This is a genomic window from Phyllobacterium sp., from assembly GCF_037994405.1.
Taxonomy (GTDB): Bacteria; Pseudomonadota; Alphaproteobacteria; order Rhizobiales; family Rhizobiaceae; genus Phyllobacterium.
Map to the genome: position 1 here is coordinate 1 of NZ_JBBNAN010000126.1, position 26,639 is coordinate 26,639.

24 protein-coding genes and 6 pseudogenes are annotated in these 26,639 nt (G+C 57.9%); 13 read left to right on the top strand and 17 right to left on the bottom strand.

From position 1 onward, the window contains the following. Positions 1–201 precede the first annotated feature (201 nt). The gene (locus AAAC48_RS07705; RefSeq protein WP_340653625.1) at positions 202–405 is read right to left on the bottom strand and encodes a hypothetical protein; all 204 of its coding nucleotides are present in this window, start codon (positions 403–405) and stop codon (positions 202–204) included. A 94-nt stretch (positions 406–499) separates the two neighbouring features. Between AAAC48_RS07705 and AAAC48_RS07710 the strand changes: the two genes are divergently transcribed. The 8 genes from AAAC48_RS07710 to AAAC48_RS07745 all read left to right on the top strand — a co-directional run bounded on the left by AAAC48_RS07710 (position 500) and on the right by AAAC48_RS07745 (position 7,326). Next, on the top strand, positions 500–820 hold the full coding sequence (locus AAAC48_RS07710) for a hypothetical protein (protein ID WP_340653626.1): 321 nt from the start codon (positions 500–502) through the stop codon (positions 818–820). A gap of 264 nt (positions 821–1,084) precedes the next feature. Next, positions 1,085–2,287: an ABC transporter substrate-binding protein gene (locus AAAC48_RS07715; RefSeq protein WP_340653627.1), complete on the top strand. Its 1,203-nt coding sequence runs from the start codon at positions 1,085–1,087 to the stop codon at positions 2,285–2,287. A gap of 75 nt (positions 2,288–2,362) precedes the next feature. Further along, positions 2,363–3,229, top strand: coding sequence for a branched-chain amino acid ABC transporter permease (locus AAAC48_RS07720; protein WP_340653628.1), 867 nt, complete (start codon positions 2,363–2,365; stop codon positions 3,227–3,229). A 5-nt stretch (positions 3,230–3,234) separates the two neighbouring features. After that, positions 3,235–4,209 (top strand): branched-chain amino acid ABC transporter permease, encoded by a 975-nt coding sequence (locus AAAC48_RS07725; protein WP_340653629.1) that lies wholly within the window; start codon positions 3,235–3,237, stop codon positions 4,207–4,209. Positions 4,210–4,213: 4 nt separating this feature from the next. After that, complete coding sequence (locus AAAC48_RS07730) at positions 4,214–4,993, top strand: ABC transporter ATP-binding protein (protein WP_340653630.1); 780 nt, start codon at positions 4,214–4,216, stop codon at positions 4,991–4,993. A 2-nt stretch (positions 4,994–4,995) separates the two neighbouring features. Beyond that, a complete protein-coding gene (locus AAAC48_RS07735; RefSeq protein WP_340653631.1) occupies positions 4,996–5,718 on the top strand; it encodes an ABC transporter ATP-binding protein in 723 nt (240 codons plus the stop codon). Positions 5,719–5,732: 14 nt separating this feature from the next. After that, the gene (locus AAAC48_RS07740) at positions 5,733–6,461 is read left to right on the top strand and encodes an aspartate/glutamate racemase family protein (RefSeq protein ID WP_340653648.1); all 729 of its coding nucleotides are present in this window, start codon (positions 5,733–5,735) and stop codon (positions 6,459–6,461) included. Positions 6,462–6,624: 163 nt separating this feature from the next. Then, positions 6,625–7,326 (top strand): GntR family transcriptional regulator, encoded by a 702-nt coding sequence (locus AAAC48_RS07745; RefSeq protein ID WP_340653632.1) that lies wholly within the window; start codon positions 6,625–6,627, stop codon positions 7,324–7,326. Positions 7,327–7,395: 69 nt separating this feature from the next. Here AAAC48_RS07745 and AAAC48_RS07750 read toward each other — a convergent pair whose 3' ends face one another. From AAAC48_RS07750 to AAAC48_RS07760, 3 genes are read right to left on the bottom strand one after another with little or no spacing between them, the layout of a single operon-like run. After that, a complete protein-coding gene (locus AAAC48_RS07750; protein ID WP_340653633.1) occupies positions 7,396–8,556 on the bottom strand; it encodes a M20 aminoacylase family protein in 1,161 nt (386 codons plus the stop codon). A 10-nt stretch (positions 8,557–8,566) separates the two neighbouring features. Further along, positions 8,567–9,784, bottom strand: a complete 1,218-nt coding sequence (locus tag AAAC48_RS07755; protein WP_340653634.1) for a Zn-dependent hydrolase — start codon at positions 9,782–9,784, stop codon at positions 8,567–8,569. Then, positions 9,781–10,992 (bottom strand): diaminopropionate ammonia-lyase, encoded by a 1,212-nt coding sequence (locus AAAC48_RS07760; protein ID WP_340653635.1) that lies wholly within the window; start codon positions 10,990–10,992, stop codon positions 9,781–9,783. The genes AAAC48_RS07755 and AAAC48_RS07760 overlap by 4 nt, the downstream gene beginning before the upstream one ends. 104 nt (positions 10,993–11,096) lie before the next feature. Between AAAC48_RS07760 and AAAC48_RS07765 the strand changes: the two genes are divergently transcribed. After that, on the top strand, positions 11,097–11,582 hold the full coding sequence (locus AAAC48_RS07765; protein WP_340653636.1) for an Lrp/AsnC family transcriptional regulator: 486 nt from the start codon (positions 11,097–11,099) through the stop codon (positions 11,580–11,582). Between the two features lie 429 nt (positions 11,583–12,011). On the opposite strand, the gene AAAC48_RS07770 is transcribed toward AAAC48_RS07765, so the two are convergent. After that, positions 12,012–13,307, bottom strand: a complete 1,296-nt coding sequence (locus AAAC48_RS07770; protein WP_340653637.1) for a DNA topoisomerase IB — start codon at positions 13,305–13,307, stop codon at positions 12,012–12,014. 23 nt (positions 13,308–13,330) lie between these two features. On the opposite strand from AAAC48_RS07770, the pseudogene AAAC48_RS07775 reads away from it, so the two are divergent. Next, positions 13,331–14,126 (top strand): annotated as a pseudogene (locus AAAC48_RS07775) (LysR family transcriptional regulator). 111 nt (positions 14,127–14,237) lie between these two features. On the opposite strand, the pseudogene AAAC48_RS07780 reads toward AAAC48_RS07775, so the two are convergent. Then, a pseudogene (locus tag AAAC48_RS07780) lies at positions 14,238–14,594 on the bottom strand (thiamine pyrophosphate-dependent enzyme); the annotation flags it as partial. Positions 14,595–14,694: 100 nt separating this feature from the next. Here AAAC48_RS07780 and AAAC48_RS07785 point away from each other — a divergent pair. Next, positions 14,695–15,108 (top strand): annotated as a pseudogene (locus AAAC48_RS07785) (LacI family transcriptional regulator); the annotation flags it as partial. A gap of 422 nt (positions 15,109–15,530) precedes the next feature. Here AAAC48_RS07785 and AAAC48_RS07790 read toward each other — a convergent pair. The 5 genes from AAAC48_RS07790 to AAAC48_RS07810 all read right to left on the bottom strand — a co-directional run bounded on the left by AAAC48_RS07790 (position 15,531) and on the right by AAAC48_RS07810 (position 20,386). Next, entirely contained in the window at positions 15,531–16,319 is a 789-nt protein-coding gene (locus AAAC48_RS07790; RefSeq protein ID WP_340653638.1) for an ABC transporter permease, read from the bottom strand. Further along, on the bottom strand, positions 16,316–17,497 hold the full coding sequence (locus tag AAAC48_RS07795) for an ABC transporter permease (protein WP_340653639.1): 1,182 nt from the start codon (positions 17,495–17,497) through the stop codon (positions 16,316–16,318). The genes AAAC48_RS07790 and AAAC48_RS07795 overlap by 4 nt, the downstream gene beginning before the upstream one ends. Then, complete coding sequence (locus tag AAAC48_RS07800) at positions 17,494–18,561, bottom strand: ABC transporter ATP-binding protein (RefSeq protein ID WP_340653640.1); 1,068 nt, start codon at positions 18,559–18,561, stop codon at positions 17,494–17,496. Before AAAC48_RS07800 ends, AAAC48_RS07795 begins: the two co-directional genes overlap by 4 nt. A 123-nt stretch (positions 18,562–18,684) precedes the next feature. After that, on the bottom strand, positions 18,685–19,725 hold the full coding sequence (locus tag AAAC48_RS07805; protein ID WP_340653641.1) for an ABC transporter substrate-binding protein: 1,041 nt from the start codon (positions 19,723–19,725) through the stop codon (positions 18,685–18,687). A gap of 112 nt (positions 19,726–19,837) precedes the next feature. Next, the gene (locus AAAC48_RS07810; protein WP_340653642.1) at positions 19,838–20,386 is read right to left on the bottom strand and encodes a cupin domain-containing protein; all 549 of its coding nucleotides are present in this window, start codon (positions 20,384–20,386) and stop codon (positions 19,838–19,840) included. Between the two features lie 174 nt (positions 20,387–20,560). Between AAAC48_RS07810 and hisD the strand changes: the two genes are divergently transcribed. Then, positions 20,561–21,859: a histidinol dehydrogenase gene (hisD, locus tag AAAC48_RS07815; RefSeq protein WP_340653643.1), complete on the top strand. Its 1,299-nt coding sequence runs from the start codon at positions 20,561–20,563 to the stop codon at positions 21,857–21,859. Positions 21,860–21,875: 16 nt separating this feature from the next. Here the strand turns inward: hisD and AAAC48_RS07820 are convergent. From AAAC48_RS07820 to AAAC48_RS07840, 5 genes and pseudogenes are all read right to left on the bottom strand, one after another. After that, a pseudogene (locus AAAC48_RS07820) lies at positions 21,876–22,022 on the bottom strand (IS5/IS1182 family transposase); the annotation flags it as partial. 69 nt (positions 22,023–22,091) lie between these two features. Then, a pseudogene (locus AAAC48_RS07825) lies at positions 22,092–22,398 on the bottom strand (Tn3 family transposase); the annotation flags it as partial. Positions 22,399–22,456: 58 nt separating this feature from the next. Further along, positions 22,457–23,134 carry an ABC transporter ATP-binding protein gene (locus AAAC48_RS07830; protein WP_340653644.1) on the bottom strand — a complete coding sequence of 226 codons (678 nt, stop codon included), beginning with the start codon at positions 23,132–23,134 and terminating at the stop codon, positions 22,457–22,459. Further along, positions 23,131–24,372 carry an ABC transporter permease gene (locus tag AAAC48_RS07835; protein WP_340653645.1) on the bottom strand — a complete coding sequence of 414 codons (1,242 nt, stop codon included), beginning with the start codon at positions 24,370–24,372 and terminating at the stop codon, positions 23,131–23,133. Before AAAC48_RS07835 ends, AAAC48_RS07830 begins: the two co-directional genes overlap by 4 nt. Before the next feature lie 5 nt (positions 24,373–24,377). Continuing rightward, positions 24,378–25,379: an efflux RND transporter periplasmic adaptor subunit gene (locus AAAC48_RS07840; RefSeq protein ID WP_340653646.1), complete on the bottom strand. Its 1,002-nt coding sequence runs from the start codon at positions 25,377–25,379 to the stop codon at positions 24,378–24,380. Between the two features lie 148 nt (positions 25,380–25,527). Between AAAC48_RS07840 and AAAC48_RS07845 the strand changes: the two genes are divergently transcribed. Beyond that, positions 25,528–26,223 carry a TetR/AcrR family transcriptional regulator gene (locus AAAC48_RS07845; protein WP_340653647.1) on the top strand — a complete coding sequence of 232 codons (696 nt, stop codon included), beginning with the start codon at positions 25,528–25,530 and terminating at the stop codon, positions 26,221–26,223. 130 nt (positions 26,224–26,353) lie between these two features. On the opposite strand, the pseudogene trkD reads toward AAAC48_RS07845, so the two are convergent. Continuing rightward, a pseudogene (trkD, locus tag AAAC48_RS07850) lies at positions 26,354–26,639 on the bottom strand (potassium transporter Kup); the annotation flags it as partial.

Genomic DNA, 26,639 nt, shown 5'->3' on the forward strand with positions numbered 1-26,639 from the left:
GGTCTTACCGACGACGAGGCCGCTGAAATACAGGCCATCTACGAAGACATTTTACCGACGCTCGGTGGCGGTAATACGCCTGCCGTGTGAGCCGTTAGGCAATTGGGCCGCAAGCGGAGGGTCGTGATCTCATAATCGATCGCCGGCGGATAGCCTCACGAACCAGAGCTCTCGGTCTTGGAATTAATATGAAACACGCGACTACGTGTTTGTTTGGATGAGTTCTGCACGTTGCTTCGTCAAAGTATCAAGTAGTTCTTGCTGATCGGCAATGCGTTGTGATGTCCGCTCCTCGTCTGCTGCCCCGTGAGACGCGGCGGCTCGTTCGATCAACCCACGAAGGTCCTCCCGTACGGCCGCGATCCGCTGATCGATCTGGGCAATTTCTGAAGATATATCAGGCATTTGCAATAATTCCTCTTGCGTTATTGTGTCATCTATTCTGCGGCGTATGAAGTTATGTTGTCCAGTAGGGGCGTACCGTTTTTCTGCAGGCATTGTGCAGGACGACAAGAACGTACGGCAGCAAGGCGAATTGGGAAGGGCCCGGATCGCTTTCAAGGCGCGCTCGCGGGTTGCCTTCGGTGTCACGTCGAAAGTGAAACGCAACACGAACTGGGCGCCATTTGACATATGGACCTTCGACCGTGCCACCATGAACCTCATGGTTCGCCTGCCACCAATCGGCCTTCTGTTTGATGACATCCTTGCCGACTTGACCGAACGGTGCTGGATTCCCATCGAAGTGCAGATCATTGGAAGCCACCCATCAAGTCTAAAGCCGCCGGATTTGCGTGCGGAAAAGCCCGCACCGAGGTAGTTAGACACGATTTGCTGCTGGGCCGCGCCCTTTGGCAGCAATCCAAAAAAGATGTCGCGACGTCGCGCGCTATTAGGGCGGCGTTCGGAATCTCTGCATGATGTGGAAGTGGTACAATCTTCGCCGGATGAGCGTTCCTAACAAATTGTCAACAATCCATGAAAGTTTTGTTGACATTGAGTCTATCCGGGACTTCACTCACTGAAGTCCGCGTATCGATCGGGTTCTGTCGCAACAATGCGCGGCCTCCAAAGGGGAAGAACAATGATCAACAGACGTTCAATAATGTTATCGGCAGTGTTTGGAGCTGTTTCCGCGCTGGCGATCACGGCAGGCGGCACATTCACCGCGCATGCCGCCAACAAGGAACTCAAGATCGGCTTCGTCGGCGTGACGAGCGGCCCGGCCGCAGCTTGGGGGACATCCAATGTCCGCTCGATGCAGACACGCGCCGCCTGGATCAACGAGAGCGGCGGCGTCAAGATCGGCGATCAAACCTACGACGTCAAGATAATCACCTTTGACGATCAGAAGGATCCGAAGCGGGCGATCGCCGGCATGGAGAAGATGGCCCAGGAAGGCATCCACTATGTTGTCGGGCCGAATGTCGACGATGGCGCGGCAGCGGTACGTCCGGTAGCCGAATCCAAGGGCATCATCTATTTTCCTTACTCGTTTCCCAAGGAACTCTACGTCGCCCCGGCTTCCAACGCCGTGCTCGGCATGATCGCCAGCTACCAGTCGGCTCCGGCGATCTACAAATATCTAATGGAAAAGAAGGGGGTGAAGAAGGTTGCTTTCGTCGCCGCCAATGAGTCCGACCCTCTCAGCCAGCGCGACGGCGGCGTGGCCGCCGCTAAGGCGCTCGGCCTTGAGGTCGTGGCCGACAAGGATACCTACCAGAACGACACCCGCGATTTTACCCCGGTACTGACGCCCATCGTCCAGTTGAAGCCGGACCTTCTGGTGCTTTCAGGCGTCGCGCCCGGCAATGCGCCGCTGCTGATCCGCGCAGCGCGAGAACTCGGCTACGAAGGCCTGATATCGACCGAAACGGCGCAGGACGCGAAGGTGCTGGAAGAAGGCGCGGGCGAACTTGCGAACGGCTTCATCTCCGTGGGCGGCGCATCGACACCGGAAATCGCCTCGGACGCAATGAAGGAGTTCGTCGAACGCTACACCAAGATGTTCGGCGAATACAATGACGAGTCCAACACCAAGGTCTACGCGCTTGAATACATCATCGAGACGCTGAAGGCCAATCCCGCGGCGATCGACAATGTGGAGGAGTTCAAGAAGACGATGAACACCTTCTCGGCACCCAATCCGTTCGTGAAGAACGATGCCAAGCTGTCCTATGTTGGGATGACATCGTTCGGCCAGAAGCGCCAACTTTCAGTTCCGATGGTGGTCACGGAATATCGTGACGGCAAGTTCGAAACGCTGTTCGTGGCCCAGGTCGATTAAAACGACGCCCGAAGCGCAATGCCACAGAGGTTCAAGCACGCCTTTTGAACCTCTGAACGGCCGGAAGCCATCCTGATGGAACAAGTCATCATCAACGGACTTTATCTTGGCGCGCAATACGCCCTCATTGCCCTTGGCCTGACACTGATCTTCGCCCTGATGAACGTGCTGAACTTCGCCCACGGGCAAATGTACGTCCTCGGCGGGTTCGTCACCTACACCGTTTATGGTCAACTCGGCATGCCCTTCGTCGTGGCGCTCGCTGCCTCGGGAGTAACGTTACTGGTCGCCGGCGCGCTGATCGAGAAGCTGCTCTTCCGAACCGTCATCAGGCGCAGCGTGCGGGAAGAAAGCACAATGCTGCTTGCTGCGGCGATCGCCTTCTTTCTCGACGCCGTCATCCTCCTGTTATTCGGAGAAAAGCAACGCGGAGTGCCGAAGATCATCAACGGCGTGTTCGTTTCGGACCGTCTAATAATGCCCTACGACCGGCTGCTGGTGGGCGCGCTCGCTATCGCTTTCATCGCCGCCTTCGTTCTGTTCATGCAGTACAGCAAACCCGGCCGCGCCATGCGCGCCCTGGCGCAAGACAGGGTCGCGGCCGAGCTGATGGGTGTTCCGGTCGACCGCTACTCGATGATCGGCTTCGCTCTCGGCGCGATGCTCGCTGGTATTGTTGGCGGGCTTCTGGTCGCCATCACCGGGGTCAATTCTGGCATCGGCGGGCCGATCTCGATCAAGGCCTTCATGATGGTGATGATCGGCGGTGCAGGCGTCGTCGGGGGCGCAATCGCCGGCGGCTTCATCCTCGGCATGATGGAGTCCGTGGGCCTGACGGTGCTGCGCCAATATGGCGACGTCACCTATCTCGTCATCTTCGCTTTGCTGATGGTTTTTCTCAGCATCCGTCCGAATGGGCTCATGGGCAAGCCGTGGGGATGATGATCATGTCACGCACAGCCAACATCCTTGCCGTCCTCGCCTTCCTGCTGGTCGTGCTGGCCGGCGTGCCCTGGCTGATCGAAGCCACCGGGCGGCACGATCTCTATTACACGCTGACTTCTGTAGCGCTTCTCAGCATCGCCAGTGCCGGCGTATGGCTAACCTTCTATATCGGGCGCATCAACATCGGTCAGGGTGCCTATGCGTTGATGGGGGGCTATGTTTCGGCGATCCTGGTCGTCCACTATGGCGTTTCGTTCTGGCTAACCCTGCCGCTCGCCGGACTTTTCTGCGCATTTGCGAGTATCTTGATCGGCCTTCCCATCCTTAGGCTTCGCGGCGTCTATTTCGCCATGGTCACGCTGGTGCTTACGGAGGTGGCGCGGCTGCTAGCGCTGGCGCTGCCGATCACCAACGGGGCAAAGGGAATGGTGAGCATTCCCCCGCCCGGAGGAATCTCCATCTTCGGACTGACGCTCCTCCCGGATTTCGCGACGCTGTCCAATCCCCGCCGCACCTTCTACCTCATCGCCGTGGTTCTGATGGTGTTGTGCTTTGCCGGGCTCTACCGTTTGGTCCATTCGCGCATCGGTAAGCTCTGCCAGTCGCTCCAGCAGAACGAAGAACTCGCCTCCTCGATCGGCGTCAACATCGCCTATCTACGCGTCATCGCCTACGCCGTCTCCTCATTTCTGGGCGGGCTGGGCGGCGCAATGTTCGTCGCGATTTCCCAGTCGATTTATCCGTCGAGCTTCACGGTGAGCGACTCGGTCAATTTCATGCTGAATTGTTTCCTCGGCGGATTGGGTTATGTCTTTGGACCCATGATCGGGACATTCGTGCTCTATTTCGGATGGGATTTCCTGTTCGCGACCGGCGAGTTCCAATTGCTGATCTTTTCGGCGGTGCTGATCGCGCTGATGCTGTTCCTTCCCAATGGCCTGCTCAGCCTACGCCTGTTTGGCAGGAAGGAACGCTAGAGCCATGACCGAACTGCTGCAAATCAAGGCCATGACCAAGCGCTTCGGCGGGCTTGTTGCGGTCAACGACGTGTCCTTCGACGTTCGCGAACGGGAAATCCTTTCGGTGATCGGTCCCAACGGCGCGGGCAAGTCGACGCTGTTCAAGCTGATTTGTTCGTTTCTCAATCCCACCTCAGGCGAGGTACTTTTTCGGGGAGAGCGGATTTCCGGATTGGCACCGCACGTCGTCGCCAGAAAGGGCGTCGTCAGGACATTCCAGGAAACAACCATCTTCAAGAGCATGACTGTCCGCGACAATGTCATCACCGCGCATCACCTTCGTTCCAGCGCCACCCTCGCCGGTTTCTATCTCGGCACACAGGCGGCGCGGCGCGATGAACAGGAATTCGGTCGCTCAGCGGACGAGATCCTCGACGTTCTCGGGCTTGGCGGCCAGAGAAATGAAATCGCCAGCACGCTGCCGCACGGCCATCTACGTGCGCTCGGAATCGCCATCGGACTGGCGACCAACCCGTCCATCCTTCTGCTCGATGAACCGTTTGCCGGGATGAACCATGATGAAACCGTCAAGGCCGTCCAAATGGTCCGTGGCGTGCGCGAGCGCGGTGTAACAGTACTGCTGGTCGAACATGATATGCGCGCCGTGATGGATATCTCCGATCGGATCGTCGTCTTGAACTTTGGTCAGAAGATCGCCGAAGGGGTGCCGAAGGAAATCCAGGAGAACGAAAAAGTCATCGAGGCTTACCTCGGCGTCGAAGATGAGACGATCGGATATTAGCCATGACTGAGCTGCTGAAAGTCGCCAATATCGAACTCTACTATGATCACGTCTATGCGCTGAAGGGCGTGTCGGTCGTGGTAAACGAAGGCGAGACAGTCGCCCTGATCGGAGCCAACGGCGCGGGAAAGTCCTCGATCCTCCGTGCCATCACCGGATTAAGGAAAGTTCGCAGCGGCGAAATCCATTTTCAGGGCCACCGTATCGACGGAACCCGTCCGGACAAACTGGTGAGGATGGGCATCGCCATGGTGCCGGAGGCACGGCGCGTCTTCTCCTACATGACCGTTCGCGACAATCTGCTGATGGGTGCCTTCACCCGCACCGACAAGGCAGATATTGCACGCACGCTGGAGATGGTGCTCGGGCGCTTTCCACGCCTCAAGGAACGCTATTCCCAGACGGCCGGCACGATGAGCGGCGGCGAGCAGCAGATGCTGGTGATCGGACGGGCGCTGATGGCAAAACCGAGGCTATTGCTGCTCGATGAACCCTCGCTCGGCGTCGCGCCAAAGCTCGTCCAGGATATCGCCCGCTCGATCGTTGCGATCAATCGGGACGAAAAGGTCAGCGTCCTCCTGGTTGAGCAGAATTCGCGGATGGCGCTGCGAATCTCGCAGCGCGCATATGTGCTCACGACTGGAAAGGTAACGCTCGCCGGCAACTCCGCGGAAATGCTCGGCGACGACCGGGTCAAGAGCCTTTATCTCGGCGGCGAAACCTAATGGCACAGATTCAAATGGACATTCTTGTCATCAACCCGAATACGACCGCCTCCATGACCAGGAAGATCGGCGAAGCCGCACGCAGCGCCGCGTCCTCCGGTACCAGGATTATCGCCGTCAATCCCAAGGATGGCCCACCGAGCATTGAAGGCTATTTCGACGAGGTCTTCGCCATTCCGGGCATGATTGGCGCGATGCAGAAACATCCGGCGGCAAGCGCCTGCGTTATCGCCTGCTTCGACGATACCGGACTCGACGCCGCACGCTGTGTTGGCGACATGCCTGTTGTCGGAATCGGCGAAGCGGCATTTCACATGGCGAGCCTGATCGCTGGCAAGTTTAGCGTCGTGACAACTTTGTCGCGCTCCGTTCCGGCGATCGAGCATAATCTGGTGCGCTACGGACTCGCCAGCCGCTGCGCCAGGGTGCGGGCGAGCGACGTTCCGGTTCTGGAACTGGAAGTGCCGGGGTCGAACGCCCGCTCCCGGATTTCCGAAGAGATCGAAAGCGCGATCCGCGACGACGGGGCCGAAGCGATCGTGCTCGGATGCGCGGGCATGGCCGACCTCGCCGCCGCGCTCGGCCGCGAGCATAGCCTCCCAGTGCTCGACGGCGTCGCCTGCGCAGTGCAGCTTTGCGAGAGCCTGGTCAGGCTCGGCCTGACGACTTCCAAACTAGGCGGATATCAAACTCCCCGCCGAAAATCATTCACCGGGATCTTTGCGCCGTTCTCGCCAAGCTGATCGGCTGTGAAACCCCGCAACGACATGCGAGCATCGTCTCCGCGCAGGCTGGTTGGCTACATATGGTTGACAATTCACCGCCGCGGGGGTCGATGTCAGCGCACCGGCGCGGTATTTGTGCTCATCGGATTAAACGATCCGTCTATGGACAACGAGAATGAATATGTTTGGACCAACAACTCACGATGCGACAAACAAGCCGGCGATGCGTTGGTATCCTGTCTATGCAGGCTTGCGCGAAGCCATCGTCAGCCATCGGCTGGCGCCGGGAACCAAGCTTCCCGAAGACGAGCTCGCCTCGATCTATTCGGTCAGTCGTGCCGTCATAAGAGCAGCATTGCAGGCGTTGTCGCACGATCGCCTAGCGCGGCTCGAACCGAACCGGGGCGCATTTGTCGCCCAGCCCAACAAACAGGAAGCGCGCGAAGTTTTCGAGGCACGCGCACTAATTGAACCCAAGCTTGCCGCCCTCGCCGCCGCGGTGGCGAAGCCTGCCGAAATAAAGCAGTTGCGGCTGCATCTTCATAGGGAACATGAGGCTCTGCATGTCGGAAATGACAGCGACGCCATCATGCTGTCGGCGCAATTCCATATCGGCATCGCGGAAATCGCCGGACAATCAATTCTTACCGGTATCGTAAGGGATCTCCTGTCGCGGTCGTCGCTAATCATCGCGCTCTACTGGCGACGTCGCGACACCACCTGCGAAAGCCACGCTCACCATGCCCTTGTGGACGCAATTCAAAAGCACGACGCGCAAGATGCGTCCGAACTCATGAAACGCCATATCGAAGATTTGCTTTCCGGCCTCGATCTGACGTTGGGCGAGAAAAAGCCAGAAAAGCTATCAGACATCCTACGCTGATCGCGGCCATCATGATTTGGACCCCAATGGAGAAAGAGTGAGAATAAAGATGTGCTGGCCCTGTGGCGATCACATCGACGGCAAACGCTGTCGGATAATAGCGGCATGGAAGCGCGCTCCGTAGAGCAGCCCTTCATCGTTGAAGTCGTAGGACGGGTTGTGCAGGGGCGCGGAATGCTTGCCATTCCCGACGAACACGAAGCAGCCGGGCACATGCTCCAGGAAGCGGGCGAAATCCTCCGAGCCTGTCATCGGCTCGTGAGCGGTCGAGACGTGTTCAGGCTCAAACACTGTCCGAGCGGCCGCAAAGGCCTCGTCCACCAGGGCGGTATCATTCAAGAGCGGCACGAACTCGCGCGTGTAGATCACCTCGGTGGCGACATTGTAGGCTCGGGCCGTGCCCTCAGCGATGATGCGCATCTGCTTCTCGATCTCCGCGCTGATCTCCGGCCGGAAGCTGCGGGCATCGCCAAGGATGCGGGCAAGTCCCGGGAGTGCGTTGCGCGTGCCATCGGTGATCAATTCCGTCACCGATACAACACCGATGTCGGTCGGGCTCAGGCGGCGCGACACGATCGTCTGGAGGTTCATTACCGTCGCACAGGCGGCGACGAGCACCTCGTTGCCCCAGTGCGGCCGAGCAGCATGCCCGCCGACACCTTTTAGGATGATCTCAAAGTTGTCCTCCGCCGACATGATCGGCCCTACGCGCGTCTGGAAGTGCCCGACCGGAAGGCCCGGCATGTTGTGCAAGAAATAGATCTCCTCGAAGGGGAACCGCTCCATCAGGCCGTCGGCCAGCATGGCGAGCGCGCCCTTGCCCCATTCCTCAGCGGGCTGGAAGACGAAGCGCACGGTTCCGTCGAAGCCGCCTTCCTCGGCAAGGAGCTTGGCGGCCCCGAGCAGCATGGTGGTGTGGCCGTCATGGCCGCAGGCGTGCATCGTGCCCAGGTTCTGTGAACGGTAGTCCTGCGTTCCCTGTTCGGGGATGCGCAGGGCGTCCATGTCGGCACGCAGCGCTATGGCCCGGTTGCCGCTGCCGCGTTTGAGTGTGCCGACGACGCCCGTGCCGCCCACGCCCTCGGCGACCTCGTCGAGGCCGAACTCCCGCAGTTTGGCGGCGACGAAGGTGCTCGTGCGCTTCTCCTCGAAGCCGAACTCCGGATGGGCGTGCAGATCACGCCGCCAGGCGGTCATTTCCCGTTCGAGAGCGTCCAGATCCATGGTCATGGGTTTCTCCCTATTGGGCCGCGAGGCGGGTGACGACGTCGAGCAGGATGTTGGCGCCCGCGACGAGGTCGGCGTCCGGCGTGTGCTCGCGTGGATTGTGGCTGCCGCCGATACTCGGCACGAAGATCATCGCGGTCGGCGCGACCCGCGCGATCATTTGCGCGTCGTGCCCCGCTCGCTTGGAAGCCGGTCCGCGATCCCGCGCCGCGTTCTCCACCAATTCCACGATCCTCTGATCAAATTGCACCGGCTCGAAGCGGGCCAGCCGCTCGACTGACACGCCGACCTTCTCTTCAGCGGTCAGCTTCTCGAGAAACGCCGCGAGTGCCGCCTCCTCCTTGAGACGGTTTTCGTCCGGATCGCGAAGGTCCACGGTGAAGGCGGCGCGCGAGGGGATGACGTTGATCGCATTCGGCTCGAAGATCATGCAGCCGACCGTCGCCACGGTAGGCGTGTTCGACGCCTTCGCCCGGTCACGCAGGAAGGTAATGACCCGAGCCGCAGCATGGCCAGCATCCCGGCGCATCGATATCGGCGTGGTGCCCGCGTGATTGGCGTCGCCATCAATGTTCACCTTCTGCCAGGAAATGCCCTGCAGGTTCTGCACGGCACCGACGGGAATACCCTCCCGCTCCAGAACCGGACCCTGCTCAATATGCAGTTCGATGTAAGCATGTGGCTTCAGGAAGCCGGGCTCATGCGTGCCTGCATAACCGATGCGCCTCAGTTCATCGCCGAGCACTGTGTCATCCGTACCGACGGTCGCGAGTGCCTCGTCGACGTTGAGCCCGCCTGCATAGACCAGCGATCCCATCATGTCGGGCGCGTAGCGGACACCCTCCTCATTGGTGAAGGCGGCGACGACGACCGGTCGTGATGGGCTATACCCCTCACACTTCAGCGTCTCGATCACCTCCAGGCCGGAAAGCACACCATAGCATCCGTCGTAGATGCCCGCGTCGATCACGGTGTCGATGTGTGAGCCGAGCATGAGCGGTTGGTCGTCGCTCGCACCTTCAGGGGCCCATATCCCGAAGATATTGCCGATCCGGTCAATGGCAACTTGAAGCCCGGCATCCGTGAGCCAGGCAACGAGCTGGTCGCGGCCGAGTTTGTCCGTGTCGGAGGCAGCGAGGCGGACGAGCCTTCCTTCCCCATCGCGCCCGATCGCGCCAAGTGAGCGTAGGCGTGCGAGCAGACGCGCCGCGTTGATCGAGTGATTGCTCATGCTTCGGCTCCCATCTTGTTCTTCGCTGCAATTGCTGCCGGCGGAACCCCAACGATCTCTTCGTATTTGAATGGATCGGTCGCGCCTTCCGTGTTCACGAGGAAGATGCGCGAGTGCGCATTGATATGCAGTGCGGCCTTGATCTCAGGATCGCAAACCGCCTTCATCAGTCCCGCGAGACCAACTCCGCCGCTTTCGCCAGCGACGATGGCCGGGTCATCGGCAACCGGTTTCGCAAGCTGCCGCATGACCGAGACCGCGTCGTCTTCATCGACGGTCATGAAGGCGTCGGCAGCACGCGACAGAATGCGCCAGGCCACCAGCGAAGGCGCATAACATTCGAGCATCGCCATGACGGTCGGCTCGCCATGGGCAATCGTAACTGGATGTCCAGCGCTGGCCGTCTCGAAGATGCAGGCCGCACGCGCCGGGTCAACGACCACGAAGATCGGGCGGTTGGCGCCAAGCTCAATTGCCAAATGACCTGCCACAGCCGCAGCAATTCCACCAACGCCCGACTGAATGAACACGTGGGTAGGCGGTTCCTGCATTCGCCGCAAGGACTCGCGAACAAGGGCCGTATAACCCTGCATGACCAGACCCGGGATCCGCTCATATCCCGGCCAGGACGTGTCCGAAACGATCGTCCAGCCCTTTTCTTCAGCAACACGCGAAGCTTCGCGGACGGATTCGTCGTAAGAGCCATCAACGCGGATCATTTCCGCTCCAAACCGCGCAATGGCGGCGACGCGCTCGTCGCTGACGCCGGCGTGAACGAAGATCGCCGCCTTGGCGCCGACGAGTTGGGCACCTTGAGCAACCGAGCGGCCGTGGTTGCCGTCCGTTGCGCAGGCAACCGTCATGGTGCGCGCGATCGCCTTGAGGTCCGGTGAATGCAGTTCGGAGATATCGACCTTACGTCCAAGTTTATCGCTCGCTTCTTCAAGAAGCAGTTGGATCACGGCGTAGGCGCCACCCAATGCCTTGAAACTTCCCAGGCCAAGACGATGACCTTCGTCCTTGATGTGGATCGCGCCAACCCTAATCTGCGCCGCCAGTCCAGACAGCGCCACGAGTGGCGTCTCGGCGTGGTTGTCGCGGTGCGTGAGAAAGCGCTCGACCTCGTTGGCCGCGGCGATACCGAGTGTTTCAGCATCGACCGGATCGAGTGGTTTCTTGTAGTCGGGATGCGTGTTGGGCAGAAACATGATCGCCTCGTTCGTTTGGCGGATTGAACGATATTGCAACCGAGGCGAAATTGGCGCTGAAATTTGGATGCAGATTTGCAAGTTTGTTTCACTGGAGGCTCGACTTGAGCAAACGCATTCAGCCACCGCAACTCGATGCTTTCGACCGCAAGATCCTCGCCGTCCTTCAGCGGGACAACACCACGCCGCAGCGAACGATCGGTGAAAGCGTCAACCTGTCGGCGCCTGCCGTACAGCGGCGGATCAAGCGGATGACGGATGAGGGCGTGATCCAGGCGAACGTGGCCATTGTTGATCCCATAGCCGTTGGCCAGTCCGTTACCATCTTCGTGGAGGTGGAGGTGATCAGTGAAACGGCCGAGCAGATTGAGGAGGCAAAGAGGGCATTCGCGGCCGCGCCGGAAATCCAGCAATGCTATTATGTGACGGGCGAAGCTGATTTCATCCTTGTTATCGTCGTTCCGACGATGGCCGACTATGAGGCACTGACCCGGCGGCTCTTCTTTGGCAACAACAACGTCAAACGCTTCCGGACATTTGTCGCCATGGACCGAGTAAAGGTCGGGCTGAACGTTTCGGTCGAAAGCTGAAGGGTTGGCCGTATCCGCTTTTGGAAAGGTCTTCCAACTGGGCACATGCTTCGGCAATTTCCGTTACTTACAACACTTCGTTTCGCTGTTTTCTGCCGTCCGTAATCTCGTTGTTCCAGATCACACAAAACCTTCCCGCCAATCAGATCCGCGATCACAGACGGCAAGCAATGGTCGAATGGAATTCCGTCAGTGGCCAGCTCGTCTGAAAGTCAGAATGAGCCTTTACGCGCCGGCACTTCAAACAAGGTGACAACCCCCTTCGAACATCATTCAATAGTTGGACAAAAGAGCTGCAAGGATAAATGGCCTCGTGGAAAGATAAGTCCGCCAGTTTACGGCGCGCCTTTTTATTGACCGTAACACAATCGCTATTGCGCTGAAGCAACTCCAATGCTGTTTGCAGGGCATTTGTGTCGATGAAATTGGCTATGCAATGGCTCTTTCGAGTAGCCGCATAAGACCGGTCTCGGGAGCACTGAGGCCCTTGCGATGCGGTGCCCTCAGCAGTGAACCATCGAGTTCGCCAGCATTGAAGCAATCGGTCACGAGCGGGTGGACATAGCTTGAGCGCGTGACTGCAGGCGTGTTGCGCAGGAACTCGCTGACATGGCGCATGGCCGCCGCAATGGCCCGCTTTCTGGCGGCGTCGGTCCTGGCATCGATCTCAGCGAGAAACGCGAGCGCACGCGCCGAACCGTGGAAAGTCCGGAAGTCTTTGGCGCTGACTTTCGACCCCGATATCTCCCGTAGATAATCGTTCAACTCGTCCGCTCGCAAGCTGCACCACCGGCGTTCGACCTTGTATTGGAATAGTCTTCCGCGTCTCTTCAGTGTTTTCAACCGCTTCACGGCGGATCGGTCGCTGACCGTTATCTCGTTCTTTTTCTTTGACTTGCCAGCAAAGACGAAATTGGCGACGTTGCCGTCAATCATAAGATCGCTGCTCTTCAGCGATGCGATGCCGCGACCACCATCCTTGGCATATTTCTCATGCCCTGCACGGAAAGCCTTCTGGTCGATCAGTTTGACCGCGAGCGCGGCAAGAGGACGACGCGACGTGGGCGGGCGCTGCATATCGCGAAGAATGCGCTTGCGAATGCGGGGAAGCGCCTTGCCGAAGGCCAATAGGCGATGCGTTTTCATGTTGTTGCGCACGGCTTCCCACTTTGAATGGTAAATATACTGCCGCCGTCCGAGATCATCCTTACCTACGGCCTGAATATGTCCGGCTTCATTGTCGCAACAAAATACGTCAGTCCAGGCAGGCGGAATGACGAGCGCGATCATGCGTTCGGTGTGTTTCTTGGAGAGCGGCCGGCCATTCGTTCGAATATAGCGAAATCTGTCTCGATATGGTTCGCGTTTCAGGGTGAATGCGTCAGGATCAACCAGTTCCAGCCCAAGCTCCTTGGCAAACTCCCTGTAATCCTGCTGCATTTCTTCACCCTGTTGTTGCGGGTGGAGAACGTGATTGCGAGCCAGACTGTTCCCTGTTTCGCCAAAAAGGTGCATGCCGTGGGTGCTTTTTGATAGATTGCTCCAAAGAAATCCTGCCTTCCGTTGCGCAACATAGTGCACGACATCTTGGATGATTTTGAACGCTTCCTCCTGCTTGCCTGGATGGGCATGGATGACGTTCACGATGATCAGGGTGGCTTCAGGTATGAATTGTCCGCGACACGGGTTGAAAAAATGGGCTACGGCTCCGCTGATCACGGACATTGACGTCCGCTGGAGTTTACCCCGTGGACAATATCGGTGCGTTGAGTGTGTTCATGATCGCAGCGGAAACACGCAGCTTCGTGAGGGCGGGCGAAGCTCTCAGCGTCTCTTCATCGGCCGTTGGCAAAACAATGGCCCGGTTGGAGAAAGGGCTCAGTGTGCGGTTGTTTCACCGCAACACGCGCAGCATCGCGATCACGGCAGAGGGAATTATGTTCCTTGAAAGCTGCCGCCGGGATGCTTTTCATGCCGACGATCACCAAGTTCATGCGTTCGTTCCCGAAGGTCACGATAGACCTGGATTTCACCGATCGTCTGGTCGATGTGATCGAAGAGGGTTTTGACGCCGTGGTACGCACCGGCGAAGTTACCGGCAGCCGCTTGATGATGCGGACCTTGGGCAAGTTCTCTCACCGTATCGTAGGATTGAAAGACTACTTCACCCGCTTCGGAATGCCGGAAAAGCCGCAAGACCTGTCCGCCCACATATGCCTCCATCACAAGTACCCCTCATCCGGGAAACTCGAACGGTGGCCGCTGGATTACGACCCAAGCAAAGGGAAATTGGATTTGCCTGTGTCATCGATGGCCAGCACACTTGAGCCGCTAATCAGCATGGCCGAGGAAGGACTTGGACTGGCCTGTTTGCCGCTGTTCACTATCGGCAGGCAGATCGCTGATGGAAGGCTCGTAGCGGTTCTCGACAAGCACATCGAGGATGTCGGCGAATTCCGCATCCTGTGGCCGTCCAGTCGACACCTGTCTCCTAAAATACAGGCCTTCGTAAAGTTCATGGCGGAAAATCTGTTTCATTCCTGACAACATCCGTTTGGGCCCTTCTCGAAGCAGTCAACAATACATTGTAGATGCGGGTACCAATCTCATTATCGCGTAAAGTGACGGTAGAAGATCGGTCATTTTACCCCTCCCTCAATCGAACGTTCGCTGATTGGCGGCGTTCCGATTGTAGTGTGCGCGCGCGCGTTCAAGCCGCTCCGGACCGCCGGCTTGCGGAACTGCGACATCCCACCAGTGGCCGCCCACTCCTGTGCCGGGAACGGCGTCGGTACCAATCACGATCACGCTGGGAATATTACGGTCCCGAGCTTCGACGATCCGCATCTCTAGCTAAGTGATCGAATCTACCTTCTCGGCATGAGCGCCCATTGCCGCAGCATGGGCGACGAAGTCGATCTCAGGCTGCACCTCGATGTTGCAATCCTTGTACATGTAATTGAACTCGGCCCCGCCACATTCAATCTGGAGCCGATTTATGCATCCATAGCCGGCGAGATTAATCGAGGCGATCCGACGTGACTCATTGCGGAAGAGTGTCCAACTGCCCGTCGTAAAATCCTGAAAGCGAGTGCCTACCCCGATGATCAGATCAAGCTTCCGGTCGTATATGCGAGAGCACGCACCGCATCTCCAGATTGACGATAGCCGGCCGACTCATGAAGAACCAAAAGAGGCCTACCGAATAGTTACCGAACTTCTCTCACAGCTGGATGATCTTCGCGGCATATATATCGTTGGAGGCGGAATCTCCGGCGTGCTGCGAGCGGTGCGAGAAGCGCCAGAGGAGAAGCGGAAAATGGTTCGGATTATCTGTCGCGACATTGGTCCGGAAACTCGCAAAGGACTATCAGAGGGGCTGATCACAGCCGCTCTGTGCCATCCTCTTGATCAGACATCGAATGAATTAATCGCAACGATGATAACAGTCCTGGACCATCGCAATAGCTCGACAGTTATACAGCGTATCGTTCCTTTCGAGATTATCACCCCTGAAAGCGTATAGGTAGACGGGAGATACAGCGGCGGCTTCATTTACTTTTTGTTCAAACACCCGACCTGCTGATAAACCTTCCTTTGAAAATACGATGATAGCTGATCTTCGCCGGCGTTTGTCGGATTGGCTCTCGATACGATCTCCGAGGTGCACACAACCCTCCCGTCCGCGTCGGTCGCCTCCAACCGCACTGTCATGTCACTGCTTTGCCCATCCACTGCCTGCTCCATTCAAAGGACGGCATGGGTTTACGGCCTATTCGTTACCCCACGGTTCCTTCCACTCCCCGGACCGAGATAGATGGGCGATCGCGCGATCCATTGCCACCGCAAGCGTTTCGCTCGACCATAGAACGAAGGTTCATCGCTGTGGTTTAAGAATCCCCTTTGCGCCGATCAATCAATCCAGGCGCTTTCCCACACTGCCGGCAGCTATATTTTGGCGGCCTTGGTCCTTTGTGAGAGATTCAAGACGACTGCAATCAAAACCGTGCCGACAATGAAAACGAAGGCCGCGGCGGCGATCGCGGGACTGATGTTTTCCCGTATGGTCGAAAACATCTGCCGGGCGAGCGTCCGCTGGTTGGGGCCCGCCACGAACAGCGTTAGCACGACTTCGTCCAATGACGTCGCAAAGGCAAAAACGGCTCCGGACACGATGCCGGGGAGCGCCAGCGGCAAGGTGACTTGTTTCAGCACCGTAACGGGCGCTGCGCCGAGGCTGGCTGCCGCCTGCTCCAGCCGGCGATCGATCCCTTGCAAGACGGCCAGGACGTTGACGACGACAAAGGGCACGGCCACCACGGTGTGGGCGATAATCACCCCGAGATAGGTGTTGGTCAGACCGTATCGCGCAAACATCAGCTGCATGCCGACGCCCAGCACCACTGCCGGCACCACCATTGGCAGGAGAAAAATCGTCTTAATGGTCGTTAGTACCGGCGAAAGCTGCCTGTCGCGAAGTCCGAGAGCACCAACCGTCCCCAGGATCGTCGCCAGCAAGGTGGTGCCGCACCCGATGATGAGGCTGTTGACGATCGACCGTTGCCATACGCTGGCGGTGAACAGCTCTTCGAACCACCGTGTCGAATACCCCGGAATGGGGTAGTTGAGGAACACGCTGTCGGTAAAGGCGAGCGGCAGGATGGCGATCAGCGGTGCGATCAGAAAGAAAACGGTGGCGGAGCCGAAGACGAGTTTGGAAAAACGCAGCACGTTCACGGACGCGCCTCCCGTTCTGACGAAAGCCTGAGATATATCGCATAGAGGATCATTGTGGCCGCCAGCAGAACCAGTCCAAGTGCCCCTGCCATGCCCCAGTTGGCCGCCCCGGTGGCGTAGTAGGCGATAACCGAACTGATCATCTGATCTTTCGCACCGCCGATCAGCGCGGGCGTGATGTAGTAACCGAGGGCGCTCATGAACACCAGAAGCGAACCGGAGACGACGCCGCGCAGTGCGAGCGGCAGTAAGACATTCAAGAATGCCCGGACGGGATGAGCTCCCAACGACGCCGCCGCCGGCATCAGATTATTGGGGATGCCGATCAGCACGCTGAAGATGGGAAGCACCATGAAGGGAAGCAGGACATGGGTCATCGCGATGATGACGCCGGCTCGGTTGAAGATCAACGGCACGGGTCCGGACGTCACGCCCAATTGCATCAAGACTGAATTGATCAGGCCTCTGTCCTGCAACAGAATGAACCATGCCGCGGTTCGCACCAGGAGTGACGTCCAGAGCGGCAAAAGCACCGCGCCCAGCAACAACTGCCGCTTCCAGCCATCGACCGAGGCAGCGATCATGGCAAAGGGCAGACCGATCAAGACGCACGCCACCGTCACCGTCAAAGCCATCACAAACGTCCGAAGCATGATGGCTTTGTTCGCCGAAACATCGGCAGGAAGCGCGGCGATTGCGTTGGACGTGTCCCGTTGCAGGTCAACTGCTGCCAGAAGGTTGCGGTCCGTAATGGTCGACGATGTTGCCACGCTGACCGCCTGCCAATAGGAAGGGTCACCCCATCGCTTGTCCACCACCACGAGATCGATGCTTCCAGTGCCTTCCGAAAGCGTCGTGCGAGTTTTCGTCATCAACGTTCGAAAGCCGGATTTTGCGCTGTTTAATCGGCGCACAAGATCCCCAAACAATTGATCGTCATTAATCTGGCGTATGTCGGTAACAAAGGCAGCCTTCATTTCATCGGTTGGAGGGCTGACGCGATCCCAGCTCGAAACCGCGCGGGCGGTGGCGGGAAGTGCGCGCGCCGCCACGGGATCGGACACCGCGGACTTCATCATCGTGACGAGCGGAAACGCGAAAAAGAAAATAAGAAACAGCAACAGAGGCCCGACCAGCACCAAGGAAATCAGCTGCTTGCGAAGCCCTGTCGGACTCATGGGCGGACCACCCAGCAATCGGACGGCAAGAACGAAAGTTGCACCTCTTCACCAATTGAGAGCGTCGGTTGGCTGCGGTCCGTCTTGACGACAAGCGCCTGGCTGTCACTTCTCGCAACCAGCCGCAAATGATCCCCGTGATAGACCACGTCGGAGATGGCAGCGGTTATCTTATTGCCCGCGACTTCCCGTCCTCCCACCTTGATCCGCTCGGGCCTTATCGACAGGCAAACACTGCCGTGTGGACGGAGGTCCGTTGCCGTTTCGATAAAGACCTCCTGACCGCCGGGCAACTGGACACGGGCAGTGCCACCTTCGATGCTTTGTACAGAACCGCGGACCAGATTTGTCTCACCGATAAACTCCGCGACGAATTGCGTGCTCGGATGGTCGTAGATGTCCGAGGGCTTGCCGATCTGTTCGATTTTTCCGCGGTTAAAGATCGCGATACGATCCGACATTGTCAGCGCCTCCGACTGGTCGTGTGTCACAAAGACGATCGTCAGCTCGAGCCGCCGATGCAAGTCCCTGATATCCAATTGCATTTGTTCGCGCAGTTGCTTGTCCAGCGCACCGAGCGGCTCGTCCATCAAGACCACTTCGGGCTCGAAGATCAGGGCACGCGCTAAGGCAACCCGCTGCTGCTGACCGCCCGAGAGTTGTGACGGACGTCGTTCGGCAAGTGAACCAAGCTGTACCATATCGAGCGCTTTTCCCACACGCTCGGTCACCTCCGCACCCGGGCGGCCGCGCATTTTCAAGGGGAAGGCCACGTTCTCGGACACTGTCATGTGCGGAAAGAGCGCATAATTCTGGAAAACGACACCCATGTTGCGTCTGTGCGGTGGCAAACTGTCAATTCGTTTGCCGCCTGCCCAGATTGCGCCGCTTGTCGGATTCTCGAAACCTGCAAGCATCATGAGTATCGTCGTCTTGCCCGAACCGGATGGGCCAAGCAGGCTGATGAACTCCCCCTTGCCGATCTCAAGATTCAGTCCCTCGACAACGGTGAGGAGGCCGAAGGATTTGCTGACTTCCTCCAAGCGGATGAATGGATTACTCAATGTCGATCACCTCAGCTCTCAGGAAACAATGCGCCACGGCGACGGCTCCGACAAACCACGAACCTGTCCCTCACGGCGGCGAATGCAAAGGCGCCGATGTCTCAGCGCCCTTGCAGAACAACTTCACTGCGCGAGCCAAGCATTGAAACGCTGCGTCAGAGCCTCGGAATTGTCGGTCCAGAAATCGACATCGAGGGTAATCGCTCCCTTCAGATTTTCCGGCGAAGTCGGAAGCTCTGTCTGGAATTTTGCAGGCACGAGCTTGCCTGCCTCGGTGTTAGGTAGTCCGTAGGCGATGTACTCCGGCAATTTGGACTGGTTGTCCGCCTTGCTGGCATAAGCGATGAAATCCATCGCCGCGTCCTTGTTCGGACTGCCCTTCAGGACCACCCAACTGTCGATCGCGTAAATGCTGCCGGGAAACACAAAGCCGAAGTGCTTGCCTTCGGACCTGTTCAAACCGCTGATGCGTCCGTTATAAGCAGTAGTCATGACCACCTCTCCTGAAGAGAGCAGTTGAAGCGGCTGTGCTCCGGCCTCCCACCAGACAATGTTCGGCTTCAGCTCATCGAGTTTCTTGAAGGCCCTGTCGACGCCTTCCGGGGTGGCAAGAACTGAGTAGACTTCATCGGCGGCTACGCCGTCCGCCATCAAGGCGAATTCAAGCGCGTATTTCGCGCCTTTGCGCAGACCGCGCTTGCCCGGAATCTTCTTCGTGTCCCAAAAGTCGGCCCATGAGGTTGGTGTTTGTTTGAGCTTGTCGCCATCGTAGGAAATTCCGGTCGACCAAACGATCGCGCCGACGCCACAGTCGCTTACGGCGGCCGGCAAGAACTTGGACTTGCCTCCAAGCTTGTCCCAGTCGACCTTTTCGTAAATGCCGTCCGCGCAGCCAAGCGCAAGTTCCTCGGCCTCAACCTGGACCGCATCCCAGTTTGGAATGCCCGCTTTCACTTTGGCTTGAAGGACGCCGTACCCGCCATCCCAGCTTTCATCCAGCACTGGCTTTCCGGTCTGCTTTGCAAAGGGTTCGAAGTAGATCTTACGTTGGGCGTCCTGGTAGTTGCCGCCCCAGGACACGACCGTCAGATCGCGTGCTTCAGCCGCCGCGGCCCCGATGGTGGCCAGCGCGCATGCAATCAACGCTGCGTTCAGAATTTTCATTGTCATTCCCCTTATTTTTCTATGACAAAGGCTAACAAATCACAGTTTGACTTGATTGAAAGCCCGATTAAGCAAAGCGGTGATTAAAATCACCGTATCGAACCCCATCCAGTCAATATGTCGGTGGAGTTATCGCGCTCAAGATCTCGCTTCTCTCCTCGCCGACATTGCGGAAGCGATGGGGTAGCCGGCTGTCGAAATAGTACCCTTCGCCCTTTTTCAGGATCTTTTTCTGCCCCCCGACCGTCACTTCGACTGCTCCGCTTATCACCATTCCCGCCTCCTGCGCGGCATGGGCGAATGCTTGCCCGGTATCAGCACCGACCGCGTAGGTTTCGTGCAGCATAAGAAGTTGCCTGTTGGGATGGTTGAGGCCAATGACGCGGTAGGAGATTGTTTCAACCTTGCCAATCTCCACCAAATCCTCTGCTCCATAAAACGGCGTGTACGGCAGGCTCGACTGAAGATCGCTGAAAAACCCCGGCAGCGTCGTTCCCAGAGCGTCCAGCACCGCACTCAACGTGTCGATTGACGGACTCATCTTGTCTCGTTCTATCAAGGAAATAGTGGAATGTGAGATGCCGGACCGTGCCGCCAGCTCACGGACGCCTAAATCGCGCCTGCGCCGCATCTCCCTCAATTTGACGCCAATCTTTGGCATGGGATCCTTCCCCAGTTTTGTGTGCCCTCTTCGAAACAATAGCCGCAGGATGTGCAGAAAGACCCTCACCGTTGGTGAATATACTGAACAGAGGTCACAGGAGCAATTGCAGTCAATCCGAAGGTGCACGATTGTGATGACATTCCTCGCGCCGCAAGCAACCCAGAGATTCAAATGGCAAACCGCTTCAACAAACTCGATGACAAAATCAAGCATCTCAAGCAGCCAAACCTACTCTCGGTATCGGACTCGGCCGCAATCGAGGCCACCGTGAAGGACATCATTGCAAATGTGCGCGCACAAGGAGACGCTGCAGTACGAGAATACTCACGCACCTATGACAGAGTGGATATTGAAGCTTTCGAAGTGGCCCTTGCGGATCGCCTGGAAGCGGTTGCCAACCTCGACCCTCAGACCCGGAAAGACACGGAGTTTGCCATTGAGCGGGTCAAGGCGTTCGCCGAAGCGCAACTCCGAACCATACTTCCCCTCGAATTCGACGCCCTTCCGGGACTGCACCTTGGGCATCGGATCATTCCGATCGAGGTTGTTGGAGCCTACGTGCCTGGAGGCCGATATCCGATCCTGTCTGCTCCCGTCATGACCATCGTGCCGGCAAAGGTCGCGGGCTGCGATCAGGTCATTGCCTGCCTGCCGCCCAATGCCCATCCGGCCATGATTGCCGGCTGCCATTTGTCGGGTGCTGACAGGATTTTCAAGGTGGGCGGCGCGCAAGCCATTGCTGCTATGGCATCCGGTACTGAAACCATTCCCGCCGTCGACAAGATCGTCGGGCCAGGCAACGCCTATGTCAATGAGGCAAAGCGACAAGTTTTCGGTCAGGTGGGGATCGACCAATTGGCCGGACCCAGCGAAATTTTCGTCGTCGCCGACGAAACTGGCGACGCGGAGATGATCGCCACCGATCTTCTGGCGCAAGCCGAGCACGATGTCAGGACCCGCGTCGGTCTGATCACAACCGATCAAAAACTGGCCGAGGCAACTCTGAAGGAGGTCGAACGCCAACTTGAAACGTTACCCACGGCCGACGTCGCCGGCGTCGCCTGGCGAGACTATGGTGAGATAACGGTTTGCGCTGATGAAAGCGCCATGATCCAGTATTCCGACCATATCGCGGCGGAACACCTAGAGGTTCACACACGCGATCCCCATTCCACAGCCGGTAAACTGCGCAACTATGGCTCTCTCTTCATCGGGAAACTTGCAAGCGTTGTATACTCTGACAAGTGCTGCGGAACGAACCACACGCTTCCGACTATGGCCGCAGGACGCTACACCGGAGGTCTTTGGGTGGGTTCCTATGTCAAGGTGTGCACCCACCAATGGCTCGACGAGCGCGGTGTCGCCGCAGTCGCTCCCCCATCGGTACGGCAAAGTCGCACAGAGGGCATGGAGGGCCACCGCCGGGCAGCGGCGTTTCGACTGAGCCAGCAAGACCCAACCACCATCTGACGCGAGAGCGTCCGGGGAACGAGCAGGCCCGCTGGCGCGATCCGATCAGCCCCTTGTATCGCCCGATGACGGTTTCGATCAGCGCACGTTTGCCATAACCGGTGGCCGCCTGCCATTTCAGCCGACCGTCGCTTGCGATTGCGGTAATGTGCTTGTCCCGTTGACGAGGCGGTCCGGTGCCGCTGTTTGGTATCGGCAACACCAGTTTCGGCCGCGCGATGGCCTTGAAATGTGGTGCGAGCTCAAACTCGAGAAGATAGCTGAAGGCAAAGCCAACGGCACCATGACTGTCCACGTACTAACCTTGAATCTCCTGTCAGTGCAATGGCGCAGCACACCTTCAATCATTGGAGTTGCTTCCGACGATGAGCAGCGCTTGAGTTGCGAATGGATCACCCCACGCCCGCCATCTCGGGCATGCTATTCGGTCCTCTTGTCCCAAGCACCAAACTTTTTGGAGATGCACAAGCCTTGCCAGCATCACCCAAGATCGCTGTATTGCGAATGGCAAGCATAGCATTGGCAATGCGGGCACATGCGGCCAAGTTCATTCTGCTGCTCAAATGTTCCAATGATGCTGATCGGAGCTGCGATCGGTTATGACTTTTCGATGCTTCCATCAACGAGATGGATTTGTCGATCCATGCGTGCGGCCATTTCGACGTCATGGGTTACGGCGATGACGGTCTTGCCGCGCTCGCGCACAAGCGTTTCAAGGATGTGAAAGACCTGATCGGAGTTTTTCGTGTCGAGACTGCCGGTCGGTTCATCCGCGAGGACAATCGGCGGATCATTGGCAAGGGATCGCGCCACGGCAACGCGTTGCCGTTGACCGCCGGACAGCTGCTCCGGCAATTTGTCGAGATGTCCTTCCAACCCCAAGGATTCAAGCAGTTCAGTGGCCCGCACTCGCATCTGGGGTCGCGATAGTCTTCCCAGCTTGCGCATCGGTATTTCGACATTGTCGCGGACCGTAAACTCAGGCAGGAGAAAGTGAAACTGGAAGACGAAACCGAGCATGGCAAGGCGCGTTCGGGCCCGCTCTGTCTCATTCATCGGTCCGGTATCATTTCCATCGATTTTCAGGGTGCCGTTCGTTGGATGGTCAAGCAGCCCGAGCAAATAGAGCAGCGAGGATTTGCCTGAACCGGATGGCCCAGTGACTGCAACGAATTCCTTTTCACCTATGGACAGAGATACATCTTTGACCAGGGTCACAGGCACGGTCTCCGGCAGGATGCGCGTGAGGTTTTCCGCTTCAATGAGTACTGTCATGTCGCCCCTCGGATAATGTCGACCGGATTGAGCTTGGCAGCGCGGCGCGCAGGCAGATAACCGGCAACGGCAGCCGAAGCGAGGGCGAAGCCCGCTGCCAGAAGATAATGGAGAATGCTCCAGGCTATTGGCAATCTGGTCATTTCACGCCCGGTGGCGGCGAGCTCGAATCGCACCTGCGCCAGCGCGTAGACGAGGAGGAATCCCAAGAGCCATCCGATGGCAGAACCCGCGGCGCCGATGGCAACACCCTCGATCAGGAACAGCCGCCGCATATCATGTTCCCGAAATCCCAGTGATTTCAAAATGGCGATATCGCGCGCCTTTTCGTGGGTTATGGTGGAGATGATGTTGAAAATGCCAAAGCCGGCAACGAGCATGATGGCAGCGACCACCGTATACATGATGATATTGCGTATGACGAGCGCCTCGAGGATCGCCTCGTTTGCTTCCTGCCAGGCGACGGCCTTGTATCCGAGTTCGGCTTCGGCGCGGTGAGCAACCGTTGGAGCAGTATTGGGATCATCAAGCTTGATCCAAATTTCGTTAATGGCATTTGCCCGCTCGCTCAGGATCTGTGCGTTTTTGAGAAGAACATAGGCCTCGCCTTCGTCGCGTGCAGTGGTCCCGGTATGAAAGAGCCCGACGATCTGGAAGTTGCGGGACTGCCCGTTCGATGACACGGCCGTGATTGTATCGCCAAGCCCTGCCCCGAGACGTCCCGCCATCGTGTCACCGATAATGATATTGTTTCCGCCGGCCCTGAGGCCCGCGAAGCTGCCCGCCCTGAAATCATCGACGATCGGGGATACGCCCTGCTCGATTTCGGGATCGACTCCGATGATCGATGCGCCGATGTCGCGGCTAGAATAACGAATTACCCCTTGTGTCTTGAGGCTTTGTGCCAGCCGCCCGGGAACCCAGCCGTTGAGCCACGTCAGGGCCGCTGTGGGATTGATGATGCCCCGCCGATCATCCCGGGGACGGAGCCCGGAAATGGCAACGGTATCGAAAACCTCTTCCGCCGGCTGACGCGGCGGCGTGCGGTGCTCATCGGTGATCTGGACATGCGGCATGGTGTTGATGAGCTGTTCTACAAAATCATCCTGACCCCCTTGCATCAGTGCAGCCATGGCAATCGAAAAGCCAACGCCCACGGCAACGCCGATAATTGCGACGAGAGTTTGCCGGCCGCGACCGGCAATGTGCGTGACGGCGAGATCGAGAATAAGCCGCACGTTTCTTACTCCTTTGCAGACGTCACGCGGGCACCATCAGCCATATCCTCCGGAAATGGAGAGATGATGCGAGCATCGGCCACCAAACCGGAAAGGACTTCGACATCCTTCATGCCACGAATCCCGGTGACGAGTTCGTGCCGGAAGGCCTTGCCATTTACAACGGTATAGATCGTATTGCCCCGAAGCGCGAGTGACGGGACAGTCAGCGCACTTTCAGCGACGCGAATGACAATATTGACGTCGGTCGACATGCCGATCATCAGCGGCGTGTCGTCGGGCAGCTTGAAACGGACCCGGTAGGTCTTGGTCACCGGATCGCCCTTCGGCGTTATGCTGTCGACAATCGCCTCTAGGTTCCGGTTCGGGAACGCGTCGGAACGCAAGAGCGCGCGCTGGCCAACCTTTACGCGCGGAATGTCTTCCTCGTTGACGTCGGCAACGACAATAAGCGGCGATGGCTGGCCGACCCAGAACAATATGGTTCCGGGTTCGGCGATCTCACCAACCTCTCCATCGTGCCGCAACACTGTTCCGGTGGCCGGAGCCCTCAAAACGTAGCTTTCAAGCTTTGCCTTCTGTCCGGCGACCAGCGCTTCAAGCTGCGCCACCTCGCTGCTGGCCCGATCGACAGACTGTTGACTGGTGGCGTTGCGTTCGACCAGTACGGCCAGGCGCTGATGATCGTCGCGGGCGAGGCGCAGACGTGCTTCGAGCTCGACAAGAGCGGCCTGCGCCTCACTGGTATCGAGACGGGCCAAAATAGCGCCCTGCTCCACGGCTTGGCCCTCGCAATCGCATTGCTCGACAATGCGTTCGCGCACAAGCGCCGTCACCTTTGCCCAAATGCGCGGCTCGACCACCCCGTTGGCATAGACAATTTCCGCGACGCTGCCGCGCTTCGGCATGATTGTGGTGACAGTGTGCGGGCGCTGCATGTACCAGATGCCAAGAGCGGCAATCGCCAAAGCAACAGCAATGGCAATCGATAACCGCGATAATCGCATGATTGAATCTCCGGCACGGATGTCGTTTGCACGACTATAGCAATCGACCGACCGTCGGTCTATAATAGAAATGCGAGAGCGAAAGACCGTTTCCGTCGTCCACTTGCGAAGATAAAGATTTCAATCAAGTTTATTGAGGAGCCTATTCGTGGTTCGAACCATCAAAGCGCCGGAGATCAGGTTCGCTGAACTTTTGGATTGCGCGCAACGTCTGTTCTTCAGTCGCGGCTATGACAACACGACTGTCAACGACATCATTCGCGAAGCCGGGCTTTCCAAAGGCGCATTCTATCATTATTTCGATTCTAAAGCCGCGCTGCTGGAGGCTCTGGCGGTGCGGATGGCGCGCGACAGCATGACCGACCTCCAACCCGTTCTGGATGATCCCACACTTGATCCGATCAGCCGTCTCAATGGCCTCTTCGCCGGGTCTCGTCGATTGAAGATCGAATATGCCCCGCATATTCGCAACACCTTCGAGGTCATCTTTCGGCCCGAAAACATCGTCCTTTTCCACCGCATGGATCAGGCCGTAACGGCCGTCGTCACCCCCGCCCTCGCGGAGATTCTAAGACAAGGTGACGAGCAAGGCGTTTTCGATGCTCCGGATCCCCTGGCCTTCGCTGAAATGCTGCTGCAGTTCCGTTTGAGCCTCGGCGCAGTGATGAATAATGCCCTACGACAGGCAAAGGCCGGCAATCTCGATGCGGCGGCAGAAGCGCTGGAGGAACGGCTGCGCCTTTATGGCCTCGCCATCGACAGGGTTCTCAAATTACCTGACGGGACGATCGAGATGGCCGAAAAAGGTTTTGCTCGTGCATTGATCTCGGTGGAATCAAGCTGAGCGAAAACTCTTCGCTCGCCGTGAAAGAGCCATCGGCAAATTTCGTCAATTGGACGCAATGTGGCAAGCTGGTCCCTGCTGCCCATTCATCAGCATCGATCAAACTGAATAGTCATTTTGGAAAACGCCATCACACGTTGATCTGTGTTCCGATTTCCACAACGCGACCAGTGGGAATCTGGAAATATTCCGTTGCATCGCTCGCGCTATTGGCCAAGGCGATGAACAATTTGTCCTGCCAATGCGGTATGCACGACTGCGCTGCGGCTTTCTAGCGAACGGCGCGAAGGGAAGAAAGAGGTGGTCATGATGTCGAATTTCCAGCCTAGTTTCCGGCAAATGGCCAGCGAACGCGGGATATTCGGCTGTTCCATATAGCCGAAGGTCAGGGTCCCGCGCATGAACAGATCATTGAT

Coding starts and splice junctions, on each gene's coding strand:
- AAAC48_RS07760 (WP_340653635.1), bottom strand. CDS start 10,992: ATGTTTCTGCCCAACACGCATCCCGACTACAAGAAACCACTCGATCCG.
- AAAC48_RS07735 (WP_340653631.1), top strand. CDS start 4,996: ATGACTGAGCTGCTGAAAGTCGCCAATATCGAACTCTACTATGATCAC.
- AAAC48_RS07720 (WP_340653628.1), top strand. CDS start 2,363: ATGGAACAAGTCATCATCAACGGACTTTATCTTGGCGCGCAATACGCC.
- AAAC48_RS07740 (WP_340653648.1), top strand. CDS start 5,733: ATGGACATTCTTGTCATCAACCCGAATACGACCGCCTCCATGACCAGG.
- AAAC48_RS07715 (WP_340653627.1), top strand. CDS start 1,085: ATGATCAACAGACGTTCAATAATGTTATCGGCAGTGTTTGGAGCTGTT.
- AAAC48_RS07750 (WP_340653633.1), bottom strand. CDS start 8,556: ATGACCATGGATCTGGACGCTCTCGAACGGGAAATGACCGCCTGGCGG.
- AAAC48_RS07805 (WP_340653641.1), bottom strand. CDS start 19,725: ATGAAAATTCTGAACGCAGCGTTGATTGCATGCGCGCTGGCCACCATC.
- AAAC48_RS07795 (WP_340653639.1), bottom strand. CDS start 17,497: ATGAGTCCGACAGGGCTTCGCAAGCAGCTGATTTCCTTGGTGCTGGTC.
- AAAC48_RS07810 (WP_340653642.1), bottom strand. CDS start 20,386: ATGCCAAAGATTGGCGTCAAATTGAGGGAGATGCGGCGCAGGCGCGAT.
- AAAC48_RS07840 (WP_340653646.1), bottom strand. CDS start 25,379: ATGCGATTATCGCGGTTATCGATTGCCATTGCTGTTGCTTTGGCGATT.
- AAAC48_RS07830 (WP_340653644.1), bottom strand. CDS start 23,134: ATGACAGTACTCATTGAAGCGGAAAACCTCACGCGCATCCTGCCGGAG.
- AAAC48_RS07725 (WP_340653629.1), top strand. CDS start 3,235: ATGTCACGCACAGCCAACATCCTTGCCGTCCTCGCCTTCCTGCTGGTC.
- AAAC48_RS07745 (WP_340653632.1), top strand. CDS start 6,625: ATGTTTGGACCAACAACTCACGATGCGACAAACAAGCCGGCGATGCGT.
- hisD (WP_340653643.1), top strand. CDS start 20,561: ATGGCAAACCGCTTCAACAAACTCGATGACAAAATCAAGCATCTCAAG.
- AAAC48_RS07705 (WP_340653625.1), bottom strand. CDS start 405: ATGCCTGATATATCTTCAGAAATTGCCCAGATCGATCAGCGGATCGCG.
- AAAC48_RS07730 (WP_340653630.1), top strand. CDS start 4,214: ATGACCGAACTGCTGCAAATCAAGGCCATGACCAAGCGCTTCGGCGGG.
- AAAC48_RS07755 (WP_340653634.1), bottom strand. CDS start 9,784: ATGAGCAATCACTCGATCAACGCGGCGCGTCTGCTCGCACGCCTACGC.
- AAAC48_RS07770 (WP_340653637.1), bottom strand. CDS start 13,307: ATGTCCGTGATCAGCGGAGCCGTAGCCCATTTTTTCAACCCGTGTCGC.